Source organism: Mesorhizobium sp. WSM4840, from assembly GCF_055811755.1.
Genome location: NZ_JBVVQD010000001.1, coordinates 381,106 through 400,692, shown reverse-complemented (window position 1 = coordinate 400,692; position 19,587 = coordinate 381,106). Strand labels below are relative to the sequence as shown.

General features: G+C 63.7%; 16 protein-coding genes and 2 pseudogenes. 9 read left to right on the top strand and 9 right to left on the bottom strand.

What is annotated here, in order from left to right:
• Nucleotides 1-2 precede the first annotated feature (2 nt).
• The 9 genes and pseudogenes from AC0L3I_RS02080 to AC0L3I_RS02040 all read left to right on the top strand — a co-directional run bounded on the left by AC0L3I_RS02080 (nucleotide 3) and on the right by AC0L3I_RS02040 (nucleotide 8,713).
• On the top strand, nucleotides 3-692 hold the full coding sequence (locus tag AC0L3I_RS02080; protein WP_473486004.1) for an aquaporin: 690 nt from the start codon (nucleotides 3-5) through the stop codon (nucleotides 690-692).
• Nucleotides 689-1,108 (top strand): arsenate reductase (glutaredoxin), encoded by a 420-nt coding sequence (gene arsC, locus AC0L3I_RS02075; protein WP_473485850.1) that lies wholly within the window; start codon nucleotides 689-691, stop codon nucleotides 1,106-1,108. Before AC0L3I_RS02080 ends, arsC begins: the two co-directional genes overlap by 4 nt.
• Before the next feature lie 75 nt (nucleotides 1,109-1,183).
• Nucleotides 1,184-1,504, top strand: a complete 321-nt coding sequence (locus AC0L3I_RS02070) for an ArsR/SmtB family transcription factor (protein WP_123148885.1) — start codon at nucleotides 1,184-1,186, stop codon at nucleotides 1,502-1,504.
• A 50-nt stretch (nucleotides 1,505-1,554) separates the two neighbouring features.
• Nucleotides 1,555-2,988: an NAD(P)-binding domain-containing protein gene (locus AC0L3I_RS02065; RefSeq protein WP_473525800.1), complete on the top strand. Its 1,434-nt coding sequence runs from the start codon at nucleotides 1,555-1,557 to the stop codon at nucleotides 2,986-2,988.
• Nucleotides 2,985-4,217, top strand: coding sequence for an arsenite efflux MFS transporter ArsK (gene arsK, locus AC0L3I_RS02060; RefSeq protein WP_473485848.1), 1,233 nt, complete (start codon nucleotides 2,985-2,987; stop codon nucleotides 4,215-4,217). Before AC0L3I_RS02065 ends, arsK begins: the two co-directional genes overlap by 4 nt.
• A 104-nt stretch (nucleotides 4,218-4,321) precedes the next feature.
• Complete coding sequence (locus AC0L3I_RS02055; protein ID WP_473525799.1) at nucleotides 4,322-5,821, top strand: helicase HerA domain-containing protein; 1,500 nt, start codon at nucleotides 4,322-4,324, stop codon at nucleotides 5,819-5,821.
• Between the two features lie 489 nt (nucleotides 5,822-6,310).
• Entirely contained in the window at nucleotides 6,311-7,441 is a 1,131-nt protein-coding gene (gene ampH, locus AC0L3I_RS02050; RefSeq protein ID WP_473525798.1) for a D-alanyl-D-alanine-carboxypeptidase/endopeptidase AmpH, read from the top strand.
• Nucleotides 7,442-7,581: 140 nt separating this feature from the next.
• Nucleotides 7,582-7,867, top strand: a pseudogene (locus AC0L3I_RS02045) (ATP-binding protein); the annotation flags it as partial.
• Nucleotides 7,868-8,278: 411 nt separating this feature from the next.
• A pseudogene (locus AC0L3I_RS02040) lies at nucleotides 8,279-8,713 on the top strand (EamA family transporter).
• A 43-nt stretch (nucleotides 8,714-8,756) separates the two neighbouring features.
• Here AC0L3I_RS02040 and AC0L3I_RS02035 read toward each other — a convergent pair.
• From AC0L3I_RS02035 to AC0L3I_RS01995, 9 genes are all read right to left on the bottom strand, one after another.
• Nucleotides 8,757-9,434 carry a methyltransferase family protein gene (locus tag AC0L3I_RS02035; protein ID WP_244602857.1) on the bottom strand — a complete coding sequence of 226 codons (678 nt, stop codon included), beginning with the start codon at nucleotides 9,432-9,434 and terminating at the stop codon, nucleotides 8,757-8,759.
• A gap of 185 nt (nucleotides 9,435-9,619) precedes the next feature.
• Nucleotides 9,620-11,641: a hypothetical protein gene (locus tag AC0L3I_RS02030; RefSeq protein WP_473525797.1), complete on the bottom strand. Its 2,022-nt coding sequence runs from the start codon at nucleotides 11,639-11,641 to the stop codon at nucleotides 9,620-9,622.
• Nucleotides 11,642-12,012: 371 nt separating this feature from the next.
• On the bottom strand, nucleotides 12,013-13,191 hold the full coding sequence (locus tag AC0L3I_RS02025) for a hypothetical protein (protein ID WP_473485844.1): 1,179 nt from the start codon (nucleotides 13,189-13,191) through the stop codon (nucleotides 12,013-12,015).
• Between the two features lie 28 nt (nucleotides 13,192-13,219).
• On the bottom strand, nucleotides 13,220-13,825 hold the full coding sequence (locus AC0L3I_RS02020) for a helix-turn-helix transcriptional regulator (protein ID WP_473485843.1): 606 nt from the start codon (nucleotides 13,823-13,825) through the stop codon (nucleotides 13,220-13,222).
• Between the two features lie 177 nt (nucleotides 13,826-14,002).
• Nucleotides 14,003-14,257, bottom strand: coding sequence for a hypothetical protein (locus AC0L3I_RS02015; protein ID WP_133254785.1), 255 nt, complete (start codon nucleotides 14,255-14,257; stop codon nucleotides 14,003-14,005).
• A gap of 153 nt (nucleotides 14,258-14,410) precedes the next feature.
• A complete protein-coding gene (locus AC0L3I_RS02010) occupies nucleotides 14,411-15,391 on the bottom strand; it encodes an ABC transporter permease (protein ID WP_077380804.1) in 981 nt (326 codons plus the stop codon).
• A 334-nt stretch (nucleotides 15,392-15,725) separates the two neighbouring features.
• Nucleotides 15,726-16,697, bottom strand: coding sequence for an ABC transporter permease (locus AC0L3I_RS02005; protein WP_473485842.1), 972 nt, complete (start codon nucleotides 16,695-16,697; stop codon nucleotides 15,726-15,728).
• Nucleotides 16,694-18,232, bottom strand: a complete 1,539-nt coding sequence (locus tag AC0L3I_RS02000) for a sugar ABC transporter ATP-binding protein (protein WP_473525796.1) — start codon at nucleotides 18,230-18,232, stop codon at nucleotides 16,694-16,696. The genes AC0L3I_RS02005 and AC0L3I_RS02000 overlap by 4 nt, the downstream gene beginning before the upstream one ends.
• Nucleotides 18,233-18,517: 285 nt before the next feature.
• Entirely contained in the window at nucleotides 18,518-19,552 is a 1,035-nt protein-coding gene (locus tag AC0L3I_RS01995; RefSeq protein ID WP_473485840.1) for an ABC transporter substrate-binding protein, read from the bottom strand.
• Nucleotides 19,553-19,587 lie beyond the last annotated feature (35 nt).

Genomic DNA, 19,587 nt, shown 5'->3' with positions numbered 1-19,587 from the left:
TCATGGCGGCAGACATTCCCCGTCGCATCGTCGCCGAAGCGCTCGGCACGGCAATGCTCGTCGCGACGGTCGTCGGGTCCGGCATCATGGCAGATCGTCTGACGGACGACGTGGGTCTCTCCCTGCTCGGCAACACGTTGCCGACTGGAGCGATTTTGGTGGTGCTGATCACCATACTCGGTCCGATTTCCGGGGCGCATTTCAATCCGGCGGTGACGCTGGTTTTTGCCCTCAGGCGGGAAATCGAAGCGAACGCTGCACTGGCCTATGTGATCGCCCAGATTGTCGGCGGCGTCGCCGGGACGCTGATGGCGCACGCCATGTTCGAACTGCCGATTCTCCAGATCTCGCAAACCGTGCGGACCGGAAACGGACAATGGATTGCGGAGTTGGTGGCGGCCTTCGGCCTGGTCTTCACCATTCTCGCCGGCCTTCGCTTCCGTTCGGATGCGATTCCATGGCTGGTCGGCCTCTACATCACCGCGGCCTATTGGTTCACGGCTTCGACGTCCTTCGCCAATCCAGCGGTCGCGGTCGCCCGCGCTCTTTCCAACACCTTCGCGGGCATCCGGCCGATGGACCTGCCGGCGTTCATCCTCGCCGAGCTCCTGGGGGCGCTGCTTGCCATGGCCTTGGCAGGATGGCTGCTCAGCGAGCCCAAACCAGTCAGACAGATGAGAGCCGCGAAATGACCATCACCATCTATCACAATCCCGACTGCGGCACCTCGCGCAACACGCTCGCCATCATCAGGCAGTCCGGCGAAGAGCCTGATGTGATCGAGTATCTGAAAAACCCGCCGTCGCGCGAACGGCTGGTCGAGCTGATCAAGGCGATGGGGATGACACCGCGCGAATTGCTGCGCGAGAAGGGTACGCCGTACGCCGAACTCAATCTCGGTGACCCCAAATGGACCGACGACGAGATCGTCGATTTCATGCTGGCGCATCCGATCCTGATCAACCGGCCGATTGTCGTCACACCGCTCGGCACCATGCTTGCACGGCCGTCTGAAGCGGTTCTCGACATCCTGCCCAATCCGGAGATCGGGCCGTTCACCAAGGAAGACGGCGAAGTCGTCATCGACGCATCGGGGCGGCGCGTCTGAAGGTATAATGTAGTTCTTCGATAACCTTGGAAATAGCGCTTGACGACACCCGGCAGCGGGCGCTAGCTTATTTCCATGAAACTCGAACAAGCAGCAAAACAGCTCGAGGCGCTCGGCAATCCGACGCGGCTCAATCTTTATCGTACGCTGGTGAGGGCAGGTGAGGCCGGGCGACCGGTCGGTTATCTGCAGGAAGCCCTCGGCATCGCTGCGTCGACCCTGTCGCATCATCTCCACCGGCTTATCCTGACCGGCCTGGTCACCCAGGAACGCCAGGCAACGACGCTGATTTGCCGTGCCAATTACCCTGTGATGAACGATCTCCTTGGCTTTCTTGCCGATGAATGTTGTGCCGATGCCGCATGCGGCCCGGCTGTCGGCGAGGCGGCTGCTTAACTCTTTTTTGGCCTATATTTCTATAATCCTAGAAACATAGAAGGTGTGCCATGGTTTCTGAAAACGATCTCCCGGTCGCCATCATCGGCGGCGGACCTGTCGGCCTGGCGGCCGCCGCCCAACTTGTCAGCCGCGGCCTTCCGGTCACAGTTTACGAGGCAGGTCCCGCGGTTGGGTCGAACCTTCTGGACTGGGGCCATGTGCGGGTTTTCACGCCGTGGCGCTATTGTGTTGATGCGGTCGCCCGAAAACTTCTCGAGAGCCACGGCTGGCAAATGCCGGAGCCGGAGGCATTCCCCACCGCCAATGAGATCGTCCACCAGTATCTCGCGCCGCTCGCAAAGCTTTCCGAACTGGCGCCGTCGATCGGGACCAGTGCCCGTGTTGTCGCCATTTCCCGGTGGGGGGCCGACAAGGTGTTGAGCAAGGCGCGGCAGACGCGGCCGTTCATGCTTCTGGTCGAAACGGCGAAAGGCACGCGCCGGGACAGCGCTCGTGCCGTCATCGATGCGTCCGGCACTTGGCAGACGCCGAACCCGCTCGGTGCGGGCGGCTTGCCGGCCGAAGGCGAGAGGGAATTTGGCGACCGCATCGCCTACGGCATCCCGGATGTCCTGGGACGCGACCGTCATCTCTATGCAGGCCGCACGACATTGGTGGTGGGCGCCGGCCATTCCGCCGCCAACGCCTTGCTGGAACTGGACAGGCTCGCGCAAACCGAACCGGGCACCTCGGCACTATGGGTGACGCGCAGCACCGATCTTGTCCGCATCTACGGCGGCGGCGATGCCGATGCCCTGCCGGCGCGGGGCGAGCTTGGTTCCGATGTCCGGCAGCTCGCCGAGAGCGGCCGTGTGCGGCTGGTGACCGGCTTTGCCACGGTTGCCATTCGCGAGGTCGACGGCCGGCTGATTGTCGAAGGCCAGACAAAGGACGGGTTGCGCACGCTCGGCCCCGTCGACAGGATCATCGCCGCGACGGGGCAGCGCCCCGATCTCGCCTTGACCCGGGAGCTGCGGCTGGACCTCGATCCGTGGCTCGAAGGAGTTAAGGCGCTCGGACCGCTCATCGATCCAAATGAACACTCCTGCGGCGATGTCCCACCGCATGGTCATCGCGAACTCAGCCACCCCGAGCCCGATTTCTATACGGTCGGCGTCAAAAGCTATGGCCGGGCGCCAACGTTCCTGCTGCTGACCGGCTATGAACAGGTCCGCTCGGTCGCCGCGGCGCTCGCCGGCGACATGGCTGCCGCCGATGCTGTGCAACTGGTGTTGCCCGAGACCGGCGTCTGCACTGTGCCGGCGTCACTTTCAGGCACGTCATCTCAGGGTTGCTGCGGCGGACCCGCGCCGGCTGCTGTCGATGCCTGTTGTGCCGACGATGCAAAGGCAAAGGCGAGCGGCAAGTCTGGGTGCGGCTGCGGCAGCACGCAAGCGATCGCAGCAGTGCGCAGCGGCGATCTCGAGATTGCCGCCCAATGAGCGACCGGAAAATCCCGGCTGCCGCACTCTGGGCGTTGGGGCTGACGCAGATCATCGGCTACGGCACGCTCTATTACAGTTTTAGCATCCTGGTGCCGTCGATCGCGCTAGAGTTCGCCTGGCCGGAACAATGGGTTTTCGGCGCCTTGTCGGCGTCGCTGCTGGTCGGTGGTCTGTTTGCTCCGACAGCCGGGCGCTGGGCCGATCGTTTCGGCGCCGGCCGGGTGATGACCTTTGGCTCGCTTGCGGCCGCAGCAGCGCTTGTCGCTTGCGCGATAGCACCAGGCCGGGTGAGTTTCGTGGCGGCGCTGATGGTGATGGAGCTGGCGTCCACCTTCGTGCTCTACAGCGCCGCTTTCGTCGCGATCGTCCAGATCGGCGGCGCCAAGGCGCAGCGCAGCATCACCCATCTGACGCTGATCGCCGGCTTCGCCTCCACCCTGTTCTGGCCGCTGACGGCGGCACTGCACGAATACCTGACCTGGCGCGAGGTCTATTTGGTCTTTGCCGGCATCAATGTCGCCATCTGCCTGCCCATCCATGCCTGGCTGGCGCGGCTGTCGCGTCGGGTGGACAAAAACGCTTCGGCGACAGCTGCTGCCATCGGGTCGGCAGGCGGTCCGGTTGCGTTCACCGCGCGCGACCGCAGCAGAGTGTTTCTGCTCATGCTTGGCGGCTTCGCGGTCGAGGGTTTTGTCCTCTCCTCGATCCTCGTTCACATGGTCCCGCTGACGACGGCGCTCGGGCTTGGCTCCGTCGGGCTTGTCGTAACCACGCTGTTTGGCCCGTCCCAGGTGGCGAGCCGGTTGATCAACATGCTGTTCGGCGGCCGGCTGGCACAGACCTGGCTCGCGGTCATCGGCGCGACATTGCTACCGCTCGGCCTTGTCGCCCTGCTGGGGACCACACCATCGGTGCCTGGCGCCATCGCCTTTGTCATCCTGTTTGGATTGGGCTCGGGCCTCGCCAGCATCGTCGGCGGCACGCTGCCCCTGGAACTGTTCGGACGGGAGCGCTACGGCGCCCGGCTCGGCTGGGTGACGGCCGCGCGTCAGTTTTCTTCAGCGCTTGCGCCGTTTGCCCTAGCCATGGCGATGGCAGGCATCGGCGTCCAGCCATCGCTCTGGTTGACTGCTGCGGTCGGCATGCTCGGAATACTGGCTTTCTCGGCAATCGTCCTGATCAGAAGACAGCCTCTTGCGCCCGTGATGCTTACGTCAGCGAACTGACACCGCGCGCAGCGTCGACCTGTGCGCAACCCCGTGCCGCCGGCCATCGGCGCTCGACGGGCTGTAATGCGGTTGATAAGCCCTCGCTCAAGGAGAGTCGAGACATGACCGTTGCGATCGAGATGGGCCACACGACCGCGGGCGCCCCGGCGGCACTGGATCTTGAGGAGCTGCTGGCGACCCGCCTTTTGGTGCAGGGCAATTCGGGCTCCGGCAAATCCCATCTGCTGCGCCGGCTGCTGGAGCAGAGTGCGCCCTGGGTGCAGCAGACCATCATCGACCCCGAAGGCGACTTCGTGTCGCTGGGCGACCGTTTCGGCCATCTGGTGATCGATGCCGAGGAGCATACCGAGCGCGGCCTGCAGAGCGCCGGCGAGCGGGCGCGCATCCATCGCGTCTCCACAGTGCTCAATCTCGAGGGGCTCGACGCCGAGAACCAGATGCGGCGCGCCGCCGCCTTTCTCGGCGGGCTTTTCGAAGTCGCCCGCGACCACTGGTATCCGATGCTGGTGGTGGTGGACGAGGCGCAGCTGTTCGCGCCGGCAGTGGCGGGCGAGGTCTCGGACGAGGCGCGCAAGCTCTCGCTCGGCGCCATGACCAATTTGATGTGCCGTGGCCGCAAACGCGGCCTGGCCGGCATCATCGCCACCCAGCGACTGGCCAAGCTCGCCAAGAACGTTGCCGCCGAGGCCTCCAATTTCCTCATGGGCCGGACTTTTCTCGACATCGACATGGCGCGCGCCGCCGACCTTCTGGGCATGGAGCGGCGGCAGGCGGAGGCTTTTCGCGACCTGGAGCGTGGGCAATTCATGGCGCTGGGCCCGGCGCTGTCGCGCCGTCCGCTCGGCTTGCGCATCGGCCCGACGGATACAAGTCCGCGCAATGGCACGCCGCGGCTGATGCCGCTGCCGGAAGCGGCACTGGAGGACGCGCGCGCCATCATCCTGGCAGCCCCGCCGCCGGAAACTGTCCGGCCGCAGCGCCGGTCGTCGCCGGACCTGCTCGATCAGCTGATGGCGGCGAAGTCGGCGGCGCTGGAAATCCGCCCCGAACCGGTGGAGCCGCCGATCAGTGCCGAGGATCTGGCGGAGCGGCGTGAGCGCGTCGACCGCGTGCTGCGCGCCGTGCTGGCGCAGCCCGATGCGGGGTTCCGTGTCATCGGCGTGCTCTATCAGGAGTTCGTGGTCCGCTGCCGCATAGAAGGCCTCGCCTCGGTCGTGCCGGATCTGCCCGAATTCCGCCGCATGCTGACACGCGCCCGCGCCGGCCTCGGCTCCGATATGGCAGGCGATGACGCGTGGCAGGATGTCTCGGTGCGCGCCTCCCTTCTGCCCGAGGATATGCAGGGCGTGTTCATGATGATCGCCCGCGCGGCCAAGGAAGGCTGGCCCTGCCCGAGCGACGCGGCGATTGCCCGCGCCTACGGCTCGCACTCGCTGCGCCGCGCCCGGCGCCTGCTGACCTATATCGAGGAGCAGGGCCTGATCGTGTGTCAGCTTGACGGTCTCGGCCGGCGGGTCGTGACGCTCGTCGAATTGGCCTGGGCAACGGCACCCGGCGACCCCAACGTCGAGGAGGCGGAGCAGGGCAGTTTGGCTGTGTGAGGCGGCGGCCGAGCGCGCAAGGGGAATGCCACGCATAAAGTCGAGGTATGGCTAAGCGGCAGGTACAGCGGCGAGTCTTTTTTTGCGCAGATAGGGCCTCGCTGGCCCGCCACAACTCTTCTGCCCGGTCTTCATCATACGACGACGATTGGCGCGACGCAGATCCGCCTATTGTAAGTTGTTCGACGCTACAGCACTCCCTCCTGCCGACGGCGCTTTACATATCTTCTAAATTACCCGCGCGTCGGTTTGCCAATGAAGAGATCAGCCCCGATCAACTGACGAAGGATAAGAAATACGGCAGGACTGTAGCGCAAATAGCCGCCGAAACTACGGCTACCGCCGCCGATTACCCCCTCGGTTCGTTCTGTTGACATCTCCTGCTTCTGGAGAGATGGTAAGATACTACGCGGCGGCTCTTTTCCGAAGATTTATTCTGCAGCTTCATCAAAGGATTTGGCAATGCGTTTGTCTCGATCGCGCCGACTTATGGCCATCGCTTTGACGGCAATCGCAGCCGTCACCCTTCCCTCTTATGGACATGCCGAGGACAAGCTGCTGACGGAAGCGGTGCAGTTCAACGGTACAATCCTGTATCTCTCCACCGAGGTGCCTGGCCTGATCTTCGGCGCGGTGCGCAACGGCGAGACGGCCTTGGCCGGTTTCGGCAAGATTGCCGACGGGAGTGAAAAGGTGCCCAACGGCGACACAATGTTCTGCATCGCGTCCGTGAGCAAAGTGTTCTGCGGCAGTGTGCTTTCCTCGCTGGCGATCGACGGCAAGGTACAGCTCACCGACCGGCTGCAGGATCGCCTTGGCTGGGACGTCCCGCTCCCTGAGAAAGATGGCCACGCCCTCCGCCTGATCGATCTCGTCGCGCAAGCTTCCGGCCTTCCGCGGGAGGTGCCAGTGGCCGAGGCGCCCCCCTCCGACCCCTTCTCTACGAACACCAAAGAGGCGCAGATTGCCGCCCTCAAGGACAATCCGCTGCTGTTCACGCCGGGTACCGCCGTTCTCTATTCGAACTTCGGATACGACCTCCTTGGAGCGGCGCTCGCGAATGTCTCTGGAAAGCCTTATGCCGAGGTCCTTCGGGAGCGTGTCCTCGATCCCCTCGGCATGAAAGACACGGTTTTCAACCCAAGGCCGGACGACGAGCCGCGCCTGATGCAGGGCCATAACTTCGACGGCAGCCCCATGCCAATCGTGCCGACGAGCACAGCCATGGAATGCGCCGGTGGATTGTACTCGACCGCGGCCGACCTGCTGCGCTGGATGAACTGGCATGTCGACAACAAGCCTTCCGCGGCCGACGCCGAGTTCCGCCTCGTGAACCACGCGGCTTTTTTGTACCGGGACGGGCTCGCGTCGGTGGTGGGGCTGGATGACGGCGGCCCGATGGACGCCATGGGTCTCGGATGGGTCATCATGCTCCCCAACGAGCATCGCCCGCTCATCCTCCAGAAGAGCGGCGGCCTGCAAGGGATGTTTCTCTATGTTGCGATTGCACCGACACGCGGCGTCGGCGCTTTCTTCGTCATGAACGAATTCAATGCCGCCGGCTTCATGGCTGGGGTCAAGACGACGAACGATCTCGTCGCAGAGATCGCTCCACGCTGATTTCCGCGCTGATCGGGGGAACGTGCGCGATGATTAATGCTGTGGAGGGGCCTGACGGACGGCATGTTTCGCGGCAAGGCAAGCGCGACATCGGCTATTTCCGGCCGACCGCTTAGCTATCCCTCCTGAGGACGACCTGCGCCTCGCTGCTGCCCGAGGATATGCAAGGTGTGTTCATGATGATCGCCCGCGCGGCCAAGGAAGGCTGGTCCTGCCCCAGCGACGCGGCGATTGCCCCGCGCCTATGGTTCGCACTCGCTGCGCCGCGCCCGGCGCCTGCTGACCTATATCTAGGAGCAGGGGCTGATCGTATGCCAGCTTGACGGGGTCGGGAGGCGGACAGTGACGCTGGTGGAATTGGCCTGGGCGACGGCGCCGGGGGATCCTAATGCGGAGGAGGTGGCGCAGGGGAGCTTGGCTGTGTGAGGGCTGATGCAGTTTGGGCGAAAGCTGACGTCGCTCAAAAATCAGAAAAGCGCCAAGAGCGGTCATTGTGCTACTCAGACGTCGCGTTTGGGGCCGAGCGGACTGGCAGCTTCAGGCTGCGGATCTTCAAGAGCGGACGTTCATGTCGGCGTGAGCATCGTCATAACCTGACCGAACCGGACCTCTCGGCCGGACTGCACGATGGTCAGCTTAGTGTGGAAAGCTGCCTTCTGTCCCACCCAACGAGCAAGTTGCACCAAAAAAAGCGGGGCTGCGCTCGGCAACATCTTTGCGGGCGAACGTGACAGCCGTAATGATGGGGCGCGTCTTCAACCTCTCGCGACAGCGGCTTACTTGCTTGTCGCGCTGGACGCCGCCGTTCCTGATCGGTACAATTTGTGGGTAAGAAGTGTGAAGTACCTTCTCCTCTCGTGGCAGTCCTGGGCGGTGCTCTCGGCTGCTTCCCCGCTCTGACCGCTATTTTCGCCAAGGTCGGAGTGGAGAACGTTAGCTCGGACTTCGCCACCTTCATCCGTACCATTGTTATTCTGTTAGTCCTTGGGACGATCCTTGCGGCCACCAACAGTTCCAGCCGCTTAGCTCTATTTCGAGCAGGACCTACCTGTCCTCGGCCTGTCGGGGCTTGCTGCAGGTGCGTCGTGGATTTGCTATTTCCGTGCGCTTCAATTGGGAGATGCGGCACGCGTTGCCCCTATCGACAAACTGAGCGTCGTGCTCGTGGCGATGTTCGGAGTGACATTCCTCAAGGAGCACTCGTCGTTGTCGAATTGGGTAGGTGTTATATTGATCGCAACAGGCGCGGTTCTAGTGGGTTACAAAGGCTAAATGGTAGGCAAGTTGGCGACGGCGGATTGCCTCGACCTTGGGATTAGAATAGCCAGAAATAGGTTGGCAGATAACCAATCACCTGGAGGTATTCGATGCCTTCGATGGCTGGAAAGACCGCGAGAAAATAGAGAGCATCGAAGAATGTGCTTCTTAGCGCTTTCGTGGAGAACGTGTGCTGATGCTCGTCGTGATAAAGCCATAGTTTGGGCCAGAACCGTGGTGTTCTGGCCGCATACGCCTCGTATTTCGGGCCAAACTTTCCCAGAAGAAACGCCTCTTCCTTTCTAGCGGTCATCCCGAAAACCGCGTAGGTGCACACTCCGAGAACGACGGCAACGATGATCGACCCGAACATGAGGCCGATGCCGAATGCTCCAATCATCGAAAACAGATACAGGGGATTGCGAGTGATCGAGTATGGCCCGTTTACCGCCAACTCGGTGTTCTTCCGGCCCCCGACATATAGGATGCTCCACAATCTTCCGAATATGCAGACGAGGATCAGGACAAAGCCTGTCATCTCGATAAGTTCATGAAGGGTCGATGCTTCGTCCCAGCCTGGTCGAGAGAACAACAGCGATCCGATCGCCGCGATGCTCAAGCCCTGGACGACAAGAAGTCTCTTTCGCTGATTGAAAGGTTGCGGGGCAATTGAAGCGGACATCATGGTTCCTTTGACAGAGGCCTTTTTGGCGCTCGCGCCAAGCATCCGGTTCATTTTCGGGAGAGGCGCCGCAAGTTTAGGGCCAATGACCGCGGAGCAAGCGGCGCCGGCCCATGCGGCCCTATTCCTTACTATTAATCAGAACTTCACGCGCCGTGCTGCGCTTGTAGCGCTTGCAGGTGACTCCTTCCAGCCGATGGGCAAGGGCGCGGCCAGGGAGACCGCGCCCCGCCCGCGCGTCAGACGAAGAAGAAATCGGAGGCATTGATCAGCGCGGAGTCGAAATTGGCGATCTCTACGGTTCCCTCCGCGAAGCTCAGCACGGTCGAATGTCCGTCCTGCGTGACGGCGACGTCCTCGAAGCTCTCGACGCCCGTATAGGTCGCGATCTCGATGCGATCGGCGCCGTTCTCGAAGCCCCGGATCAGGTCACTGCCGAAAGGTATCAGGTCGAAGACAAAGACATCCTCGGCGCCGGCCTCGCCAAAGAGGGTATCGTCGTCCGCGCCGCCGGACATCCGCGCACCGTCGCCGCCGGCCTGGAGCCGGTCGTCGCCTTCACCGCCCTTGAGCTCGTCGAAGCCATCGCCGCCGCAGAGCCGGTCGTTACCCTCGCCACCTGCGAGTTCGTCATCGCCCGCATCGCCCTGGATTCTGTCGCGACCCTCGTCGCCATCGATCTCGTCGTCGCCCTCGTCGCCGAACAGCCGGTCGTGCCCCTCCTCGCCGGAGATCTCGTCATCGCCGGCGCCGCCATAGGCACGATCGTTGCCGTCGCCGGCCTCGATCTGGTCGCCGCCGCCGCTACCACGGATCACGTCATTGCCGTCGAGCGCGATGAGCTGATCGTCCTCATCGGTTCCGACGAGCCGATCCGGGCCGTCCGTGCCGACCCGCCGGCTGATGCCGGTTGCTTCAACCAGGGCATTGACTGTCTCGCCGCTGAGCGGCGCATCGCTAACGGCAACGAAAGCATCGTCGAAATCGCCGTCGAAGTCCTCGGTGCTGGCCAGGCCATCCTCGAAGCTCACCACCTCGACCCCGGCGAGGCCGTCGTCGATATCGCTTGCAAGGGCGTTCTCGCCGGCCACCGGGTTCAGGAAGTTGAAGCCGTCGCGGTTGCCGACCGAATGGAACGCCCGGATCGGCAGCAGGTTGCCGTCGGCATCGGTGACGACCGGCGCCACCCGGTCGTAGATGGTGGCCGGGCCAGGCGTGTAGGTCGTCGCGTCGTCGCCGTCGTAAACGTCGGCGACATCGCCCGAGGTGAAGTTGCGGAAGAAGAGGCCGCCGTCTGCGTAGTCCTCGAGCTCGAGGCCGAGTTCCTCGACATCCGGGATGAGGAACAGGCCGAGCGACTGCCCGGCCGCGACTGCCATCGTCGCCTGGGCGCCCGCCTTCACGTCCTCGGTGTCGGCGAAGAGGATGCGCGCCTCGCCAATTTCGCCCGTCGCGGTGTCGAAAGTGTAGGCGCCGATCGCGCCGTTGGTGCTCGCGTCCTCGCTGATGAAGGTGATGGTCTTGGCAGCGCCGTCTCCCGCGAAGGCGAGCTCCGTCGGATCGACGGGGGCGGAAACGTCGACCTCGCGCCTGTTCGTGATCTCGATGACGAGCTCGGGCTCGTCCTCCGGGAACACGACCTCCTCCTCCAACACCAGGCCGATGCCGGGCGCGAAGTACTTGTAGGCGCCCACGCCGGGCTCCAGGCCCGAAGTGTCGAGGATCTTGACGACACCGTGAAAGGAGCCGAAGTCGGTCTCGACGTCGAGGCCTGTCGCGATCACCTTGCCTTCATCCTCCGCCACTCCGGCGTAGAACTCCTGAAAATAGCTGTCGCCCGGCATCGGTGCTGCGCGCATGATCCAGCCCGGCGCGGCGCCGTCGACGCCTGCCTCCCACGATCCGCCGAAGTCGGTCCCGATGAACTCGCCCTCGTCGTTGTAGTTGTAGTTCGTCGCGATCTCGCCCAGATACCAGACATTGCCGTCATCGGCCTGCGCGTACCAGTCGAGCGTGTCCTCGACGAGAACGCCGTCAGCATAGGCCGTATCGCGGACGACGATCGTCTCGACGCCCTCGATGATCTTCGTCTCGAACGTGGCGAAGTGATCGTTGCGCTCCGTCTCCTCCTCGCCGGTCTCGGGATCGATGAGCGCGGCGCCGTAGCTGTTGATGGTGCCGCCGGGCAGCGGAAAGAACGTGTTGTCGATATTCGTGGAATTGCCGAACGTGGCGGCGGCGAAGTCGGGTAAAATGGCCATGGGAATGTCCTCCGAGGTGGATCGCGTCGCGGGCGCGTTCGCGGCCGGACGCTCGCCGCAGTCCCCAGCATGGCTTGGCTCCCGCCTCACGGGAATCCGGCAGGCGTGACGGGTAAAAAGACTCAGCCTTTCAAAGCCCTAGACGGCACATCCTACGGATGTGAGTGCCCTGCCGGCGGCAGTTAGCATGACAGCTTTCCCGGTCACGGACTGCAGTCGAGTATCTGAGGGCGTGAAGCCTTGAAGCTGGCCAGCGGCGGACCAAAACGAGGGAGGGCAATTTTGGCGTTCACGGGCTTCTTCAAGGGACGCCTTGGCCATCATGCGTGAACGCAATTGGGGCCCTTATCTCCGTGCCGACGTGCGGCAGTCTACCTGCCGAACTCCACACCTCCGCTGAAATCGAACACCGCACGCACGCTGAGAATGTGAGCGTTTTCGTGATCCGCATTCCGCGCGAACGTATAGGCGGCGGCGAGTTGCCATTTTGATCCAACGAACGGCGTATTGTCGTCGGACGAATATATGACCTCGAAATCAGCTAGGTAATCGCGGGTATCCGGACCTCCGGCGACCAGGTTCGTCTGCTCCGTGTAGGTCGCGATATAGGTTAAGGAGTCTACGTCGAGCGCGGCGGAGCCCGTGACGACCAGGGCATCGTCCTGGCGGCCGTCAAAATGCCGAAGATACGACGTTTCGCCCAGCAGCCTGAGCGTCATTTCGTCCAGTTCGAAACTCTTGGTCGCGGCGGCGAGGTAGGCAAGTTCGTCACCAAGCTTAACGTCGTCTTCGATGTCCTCCTCGGTAGGATGCCCGGCCCTCTGATACCGAAAGCCGAACCTGTAGCCAAATTCGCCGTCCAAATAGCAATCGGCTGTTTCCGAACCTTCGCAGCCATCAAGAGTTACCGAGAACGACGACACGCCCTTTGTGTTGCCCGCGCCGCCATCCGACAGGCTGGCCCGGCCCCGGTTGGTAAAGAGCGACTCGCTGAGGATCGTGCGATCGGTTGTGAATGCAGTCGCTGCCAAAGCATGGTTCAACCCGAGGTTTTCGAAGCGGAGAACAATTTCCCCGCCTAGACGTTCGTCCGCGTCGAAATCCGACACCAGTTCCGTGGCATTGATCCCTGGCGCGACTTCGCTGGCGAGACTGAAGATCGTATCGAATTTTCCGGCCCGCGTGGTAGCGGGACCTGCCTCGATCACGGTATACAGTTCGGCTACGTAGGTGCCAATTCCTTCAAGAACCGTATTCTCGCCGGGCGCCGAGTCCACCACCGGCTCGGTGATGATGGAAGTCTCCAGTTGCAGATAATCCGTCGGCGCGAAAAGCAAATCGGCTGTGAATGTCGGTTGAAGCACGTCGGACGTCAGGAATGACGGATCGGCCGCAAAAATCCAGTCGTTTTGAAGTTCCGTAGATAGTTCGTAACTGACACAGGGCGCCGCGCAGCCCTCGACCAGCTCCGCTACTGGATCTTCGGCCAGTACTGGAGTTGAGAATACAAGCAACCCCAGGCCGGTGAGAACTGAGGCAAGAAAGCGCACGGCCCGTGACCCTGGAGCTAGCTCCGCGCTACGCCCGGCGCGAAGCGGCCGGCCGGCTCGACATCTCGGGACGAGCAAGGCCGTTGCGAGCCTCCAAGGAGTTCGACGGCACCGGCGGCAGAAGCAACTCCTCGAGGAAATAGGCAGAGAGCGCCGCGCGGCCCGAGAGCTCAGCCTTGTGGTAGAGCGCAGTCGCTTGCTGGCGAATGGTCGCTTCGCTTGCTCCCCGGATTCGCGCGATCTCCTTGTGGCTGAAGCCCTTGAGCAGCAGGAGCCCGACCTCCTGCTCCGTCTGGGTGCAACCCCAAGCCGCAAACTGGCGCTGGATGGCGGCGCCGAGTTCCTGGAAATGGTCATCCAGGCCGGCCCGCCACTGCGTGTCGCGCTCACGGATTCGCGCAATCTCATCGCGCATGTCGAAGCTTTCCGCTTCCTGCTCCCGCAGGCGCGAGGACAGGAGCGCAACGCAGGCCGAGCAGCCTACGAGAAGTGCAATGCCCGCCGCTTCCGTCAACAGCTCGGTGAGGGTCACCACCTCATCCTCCCTCACCGCCTCCATGCCGAGCAGGAGGGCGAAGGCCCCCACCGCACCCGCAATCAGGATCTGCCGGCCGCGTCCCTTGGTCCAGTCCATAGTCTGTCTCCGAAGCTCGAGTAGCGGCTGCGCGCCCTTGGCTCGCCATGTCGCCGCCATTTTGCGCCTGCCAGCCGCAACGTGCAACAGATGGGCGAGGGCGTCAGTCACGTGATGAAGAAAAGGTCATCGGCGCCGAGCAACGCGATCCCGCCAGCGTGATCTCCACGCTCCCGGTCATGCCGCGTCGCCCCGGAACCCAAAATCATTATTCGTGTCGAGCGCGACGCCATCGAAGCGCGCCACCAAATCTGCGAGCGTAGGGAAATCGCCCTCTCCGGCCGTGGCGGAAAACCGGAAGGTGTTGGTTCCTTCTACGCCACCGCCCACGAGCAGGTCGTCCTGACAGCGGGCCGGCGTCAGCGGAAGTCCGTAATTGGCGGCGCAAAGCGGACATTTATCCAGCTTCCACCGAATGACTGCTCCCGGCAACCACGACCCTCAGCGTGGTCGCTTGGGATGTCGGCTCTCAGGAAGCGGCAATTCTGATCTCGATGCACGACATCGGGGCGCAAAGCTGTCATGCACGGCTCCGTTTGCGAGAGTCTGCTTCGGGTCAAAGCAGCTGCTCGCGTCAATCCTCCCCTACCGATCCTCAATAATCCGCAGATAAGCCGCCGTCACAAACAGCACGATCAGCCCGAACAGTATCCGCCGCGCGCCTTCTGGCATCTGCAGGATGGTGAGCAGCGTCGTCAGCACGGTGAGGATCAGCGCCCCGATGATGGTGCCGGTGTAGCCGCCGCGGCCGCCGAAGATCGAGGTTCCGCCGATCACGGCGGCTGCTACCGAGGGCAGCACCAGCGGCTCTGCCAGCGACAGCGACGGCGCCTTGATCAGGCCGATGTAGAGCAGCCCGGTAATCCCTGCGAGCACGCTCGAGATGACGTAGAGCGCGGTGATGACCTGCCAGTAGCGGACGCCGGACAGGCGTGCTGCCCCTTCATTGTCGCCGACCGCGTAAAGCAGGCGGCCGAACCCGGTGCGGTTCAAGGTGAAAACAATGAGGACGGCGATGGGCACGAACAACAGCAGCGCATTGGGCACGCCATAGGTCAGGCCGGTGCCGAGCCAGGCCAGGAAGGGCGGAATCTTGGCGCCCGAAGCGATGACGGTACGCTGATAGACCTGCAGGCAGCCGGTGCCGATCAGGCTGGTGCCGAGCGTCATGATCAGCGGGTGCACGCGAAACACGCCGACGCCGATGCCGTTGACCAGGCCAATGAGCACCGCCGGCACAAGTGCGATGAGGATCGCCACCGCCGGGTCATGATTGACGACCTGCGTCGCCATGATGAAGGCGCTCATCGTCGCTACGGTTCCGACCGACAGATCGATGCCGCCGGTCAGCATGGTCATGGTCTGGCAGCCGGCCAGAATTGCCAGCGGGATGGCGAATTTGACGGTGTTGGCAAGCCACCGCTCGTTGACGATGCCGGGGCGCAGGATCTGCAGCACCAGCACCAGGATGACGAGCAGGATGATCAGGGGAATCAGCGGCCGGTCGGCCATGAAGCGCTTGAGGCGGCGGCCGAAGGGTACCGGTTGGATCGCGGTTGTGCTCATGACGTTGCTCGCGATTGGTTTTGCCCGATGTTGGTGCTGTTCCGGTTGGGGGAGGATGGCGTTCCACGGCGCCCCCCTCTGTCCTGCCGGTCGCCACGAGGGACAGGGCGATCGCATAGGAGCAAGTGCCCCCTCACCCGGATTGCCAACCGAATTGCGAAGGGCAATTCGGGGCAATCCGACCTCTCCCCGAGGGGAGAGGAGGTCGCCAGCGTCGACGCCAGCCTCTTCTCCCCAACGGGGAGAAGGTGGACGCGAAGCGGCCGGATGAGGGGGTCTCTCATACGCGATTGCTTTGCCTTAAAGGGAGAGATCGTCAGCATCACCTCGCCTCTCATGATGGCCGGCTCCGCATGGTGATGAAGGCGCCGAACATGACAACGGCGACCATGATCGCGCCCTCGATGATTGCGGTGACGTTGGGATCGATGGCCAGCAGCGTCAGGTCGGTGCGCACCAGCCGCAGCACGAAGACCGCGACGATCGGGCCGAGCAACCCGCCCTTGCCGCCGCCAAGTGCGACGCCGCCGAGCACGACCGCCGCCACGCTGGCAAGAAGATAGGGGCCGGGAATGGGGGCGCCGATGCCTGTGCTCATGGTCAGCGCCAGCCCGCCCATGGCAGCGAAAAGCCCCGACAGGGCGTAGGCGATGATCTTGGTGCGCGCGACAGGCACGCCGCTGCGAAACGCCGCGAGCTCGCTGCTGCCGATGGCGTAGATCGACAGGCCGAGTTTTGAGCGCTTGAGCGGTATCCAGATGATGCAGAGGCAGACGACCAAAAGCACCAGCGCCTTCGGTATCCAGGCGGAGATCCCGGGCAACCCCGGGATCGCGACCGTCCCGACGATGGTCGCCCTCAGCCATTCGGCGACCGCGCCGCCGGGCGCACTGAGGACCAGCAGCGCCGCGCCCTGCAGAACGAAGAGGGTGGCCAGCGTGACGACGATGTCGGGCACGCGGGTGACGACGATCAGCATGCCGTTGACGGCGCCCAGCACCAGTCCCATGGCCAGCACGAACGGCACGACGAAAAGCGCGTATTCCTCGCTGGCGCCGTCCATCATCGAGGCGGCGGTGACGCTGGTCAGCGCCATCATGGCGCCGACGGAAAGATCGATGCCGCCGGCGATGACGACAATCGTCTGGGCGGCCACGGCAAAGGCGTAGGGCAGCACGGCGCGCACCAGCGAGCCGAAATCGCCGCTGCCATAGCCCGGCTGGATGAGCCTGGTGATCACGAAGAGGACCACGAAGAGGACAAGCAGGCCTGCGACCCAGCCCTGACGGCGGACGAGGCGGGTCAAGGTTTCGCCACCGGGCTCGAGTGGATATCGGCGAGAATGCCGACATCCTCCTTGGCGCCGCGCGGCAAGCCATAGGCGGCGCGCATCAGCGCCGGCTCGTCGGCGAGTTCGACGGGGAAGACATCGACGACGCGCCCTCCAAAGATGACGATGACGCGATCGCAGACACGCTGTACCTCCTCGAGCTCGGATGTATAGAACAGCACGGACTTGCCCTGGTCGGCGAGTTCGCGCAGCAGCTTGTAGATCTCCTGCTTGGTGCCGACATCGATGCCGCGTGTCGGGTCGAAGCAGAGGATGGTCTGTGCTTCGGCGGCGATCCAGCGGGCGATCGTCACCTTCTGCTGGTTGCCGCCGGACAGGCGCTGCACCTCGCGCTGGGCGCGCGTGTCGATCTGCAGACGCTCGATCGCACTGACGACGCTGGAGCGTTCCTGCGCCATGTTGATCGGCCCCCAGTTGCGCAACGCGGCGCTGAACGGGAGCGCGATGTTTTCGCGCACGGAGCGCTGCATGGTCAAAGCTTCGGTGCGGTCGCCGGGCACATAGGCAATGCCGGCGCGGATCGCATCGGCCGGATGCACGAATCTCATCGGCTTCCCGTCCACCTCGATCGTGCCGCCGGACGGGCGGATGGAGCCGGCGAGGGCGGCGAAGAGCTCGTTTTGGCCTTGTCCCTCAAGCGCGACGACGCCCGCAACCTCGCCGTTGGCCAGGTCGAACGAGACGTCGTTGAGCTTGGTGCCGACACGAAGGTTCGCCACGCCGAGGCGCGGACGGCTATCCCTAGGCGAAGCGGCCTGGCCCGCCTGGCGCGCCGCCACTTGCGTCTTTTCGACCTTGACGCCGAGCATCATCTCGACGATGCGCTCCTCGACGCCTGGTTCGATGTCGACGACGCCGACGGTCTCGCCGTCGCGAAGCACGGTGGCGCGGTCGCAAAGTGCCGATATCTCGACAAAACGGTGGGAAATGAAGATCACCGAACGGCCGCTGTCGCCCTGGCGGCGAACGACCTCGAGCACCTTTTCGGCAAGGTTTGCCGGCAGTGCCGCGGTCATTTCGTCGAGCAGCAGAACGTCGGGCTCGACCGCCAGCGCCCGCGCCAGATCGAGCACGCGCAGCACGGCAAGCGGGATGTCGCGCGCGGTGTCGCGGATGTCGAGGTCGGGAATGCCGAGTTCGCGCACCCAGGCGCGGAACGGCTCGACCGGCGTGTCGGTCAGGCGAAGATTGGAGGCGACGTCGAGATCGGGGATGAGCGATGGTTCCTGGTAAACCGGAAGCAGGCCGGCGCGGCGCGCATCGGCGGGCGAGCGCACGTCGCGGGCTTCGCCGCGGATCAGGATATGCCCGGCATCGGCGCGGATGGCGCCGGTCAGGATTTTTACCAGCGTCGATTTGCCGGCGCCATTGGCGCCCATCAGGGCGTGAACCTCGCCCGGCACAACCGACAGCGACGCGTTGCGCAGCGCCACCACGGCGCCGTAAGTCTTCACGACGCCGGTGGCGTGCAGGAGGGGGTTGGTGGTCAAAATCGCGTTGCTCTCGTTCCCGAAACTCTATTGCTGGCGCTCTACGGCGCCCCCCTCTGTCCTGCCGGACATCTCCCCCACAAGGAGGGAGATTAGCAGCTTTGACGCTGGCCCTCTTCTTGCAACGCCGAAGATTGGCCAAAGCCTTGGTGACGGCTGATCTCCCCCCTTGTGGGGGAGATGTCCGGCAGGACAGAGGCGGGCGCCGTAGAGCGCCAGTCTATCAACTCTTTGTAGCGCGAGGACGGCAGTTCGCCGTCCCTCGCGCTACGGCTGAAGCGATCTTTACTCGCCCGGGCCCTTGCAGGCGATGATCTGGTCCTTGGTGTAGGTGGTCCACTCCGGGATGGAGATCGAGACCGGCCATTCCGGGCTCAGCGACGGATCGGCCGCGCCCTTCAGCTTGGCCTTGCCCTCTTCGGTGGCGTTCTCCCAGAGCTGCGGTTCGACCAGCACGGTCTGCTCCGCCGGCTTCTTGCCGTTCAGGATCTGCAGAGCCAGCGTCACGCCGGCGCCGCCGATCGAACCGGGATTGGTCACCGCCGCGCCGACAAGGCCTTCGACCGAGTTCAGCTGGCCGACGAAGCCGGCATTGTCGGCGCCGACCACCGGCACCAGCGGCGTCTGCGACTCGACCAGCGCGTCGACGATCACATTGTCGATGCCCGAGGTCCAGATGCCGTTGAACGGCGATCCGGTGGCGATGAAATCGAGGATCTGCTGCTTGCCCTGGTCCTGCTGCCAGCCGGTGAAAACCTCGTGCACGACCTTCACGTCGGGGAATTCGGCAAGCGCCTTCTTGAAACCCTTGTCGCGGTCGCTGTCGGCCGAGGCGCCGGCCGCGCCGCGCATGTAGACGACGTCGCCCTTGCCGCCGATCTGCTGGAACAGCCATTTGGCGCCGAGATAGGCGTACTGCTCCTGGTTGTTGGAGATGATGTAGGCCGAGGGCTCGGTGACCGCCTGGTCGACGGCGACGACGACGATGCCGGCCTTGGTGGCTTCCTCGAGGGCTGACTTGATGCCGGCGGGATCGGCCGGGTTGACGACGATGGCGTTGACCTTGGCGCTGATCAGGTTGCGGATGTCCTCGAGCTGGCCGGCGGCGTCGGTGTTGCGATGGGCAATGTTGAGCTTGGTCACCTCGCCGGAGGCGAGCGCCTGCGCCTTGATGGCGCAGATCATCTCCTCGCGCCAGCCGTTGCCCTGCACCGTGTTGGAGACGCCGATCGTGTATTTGGCTTCAGCGGACGAGACGCCCACCGAAGCCAGAAATGCCGCGCCGGCAAGCAGCGGGACCATTGCCAGATATTTTTTCATTTCAGTCTTCCTCCACATTGATCTCAGTTCAGTTC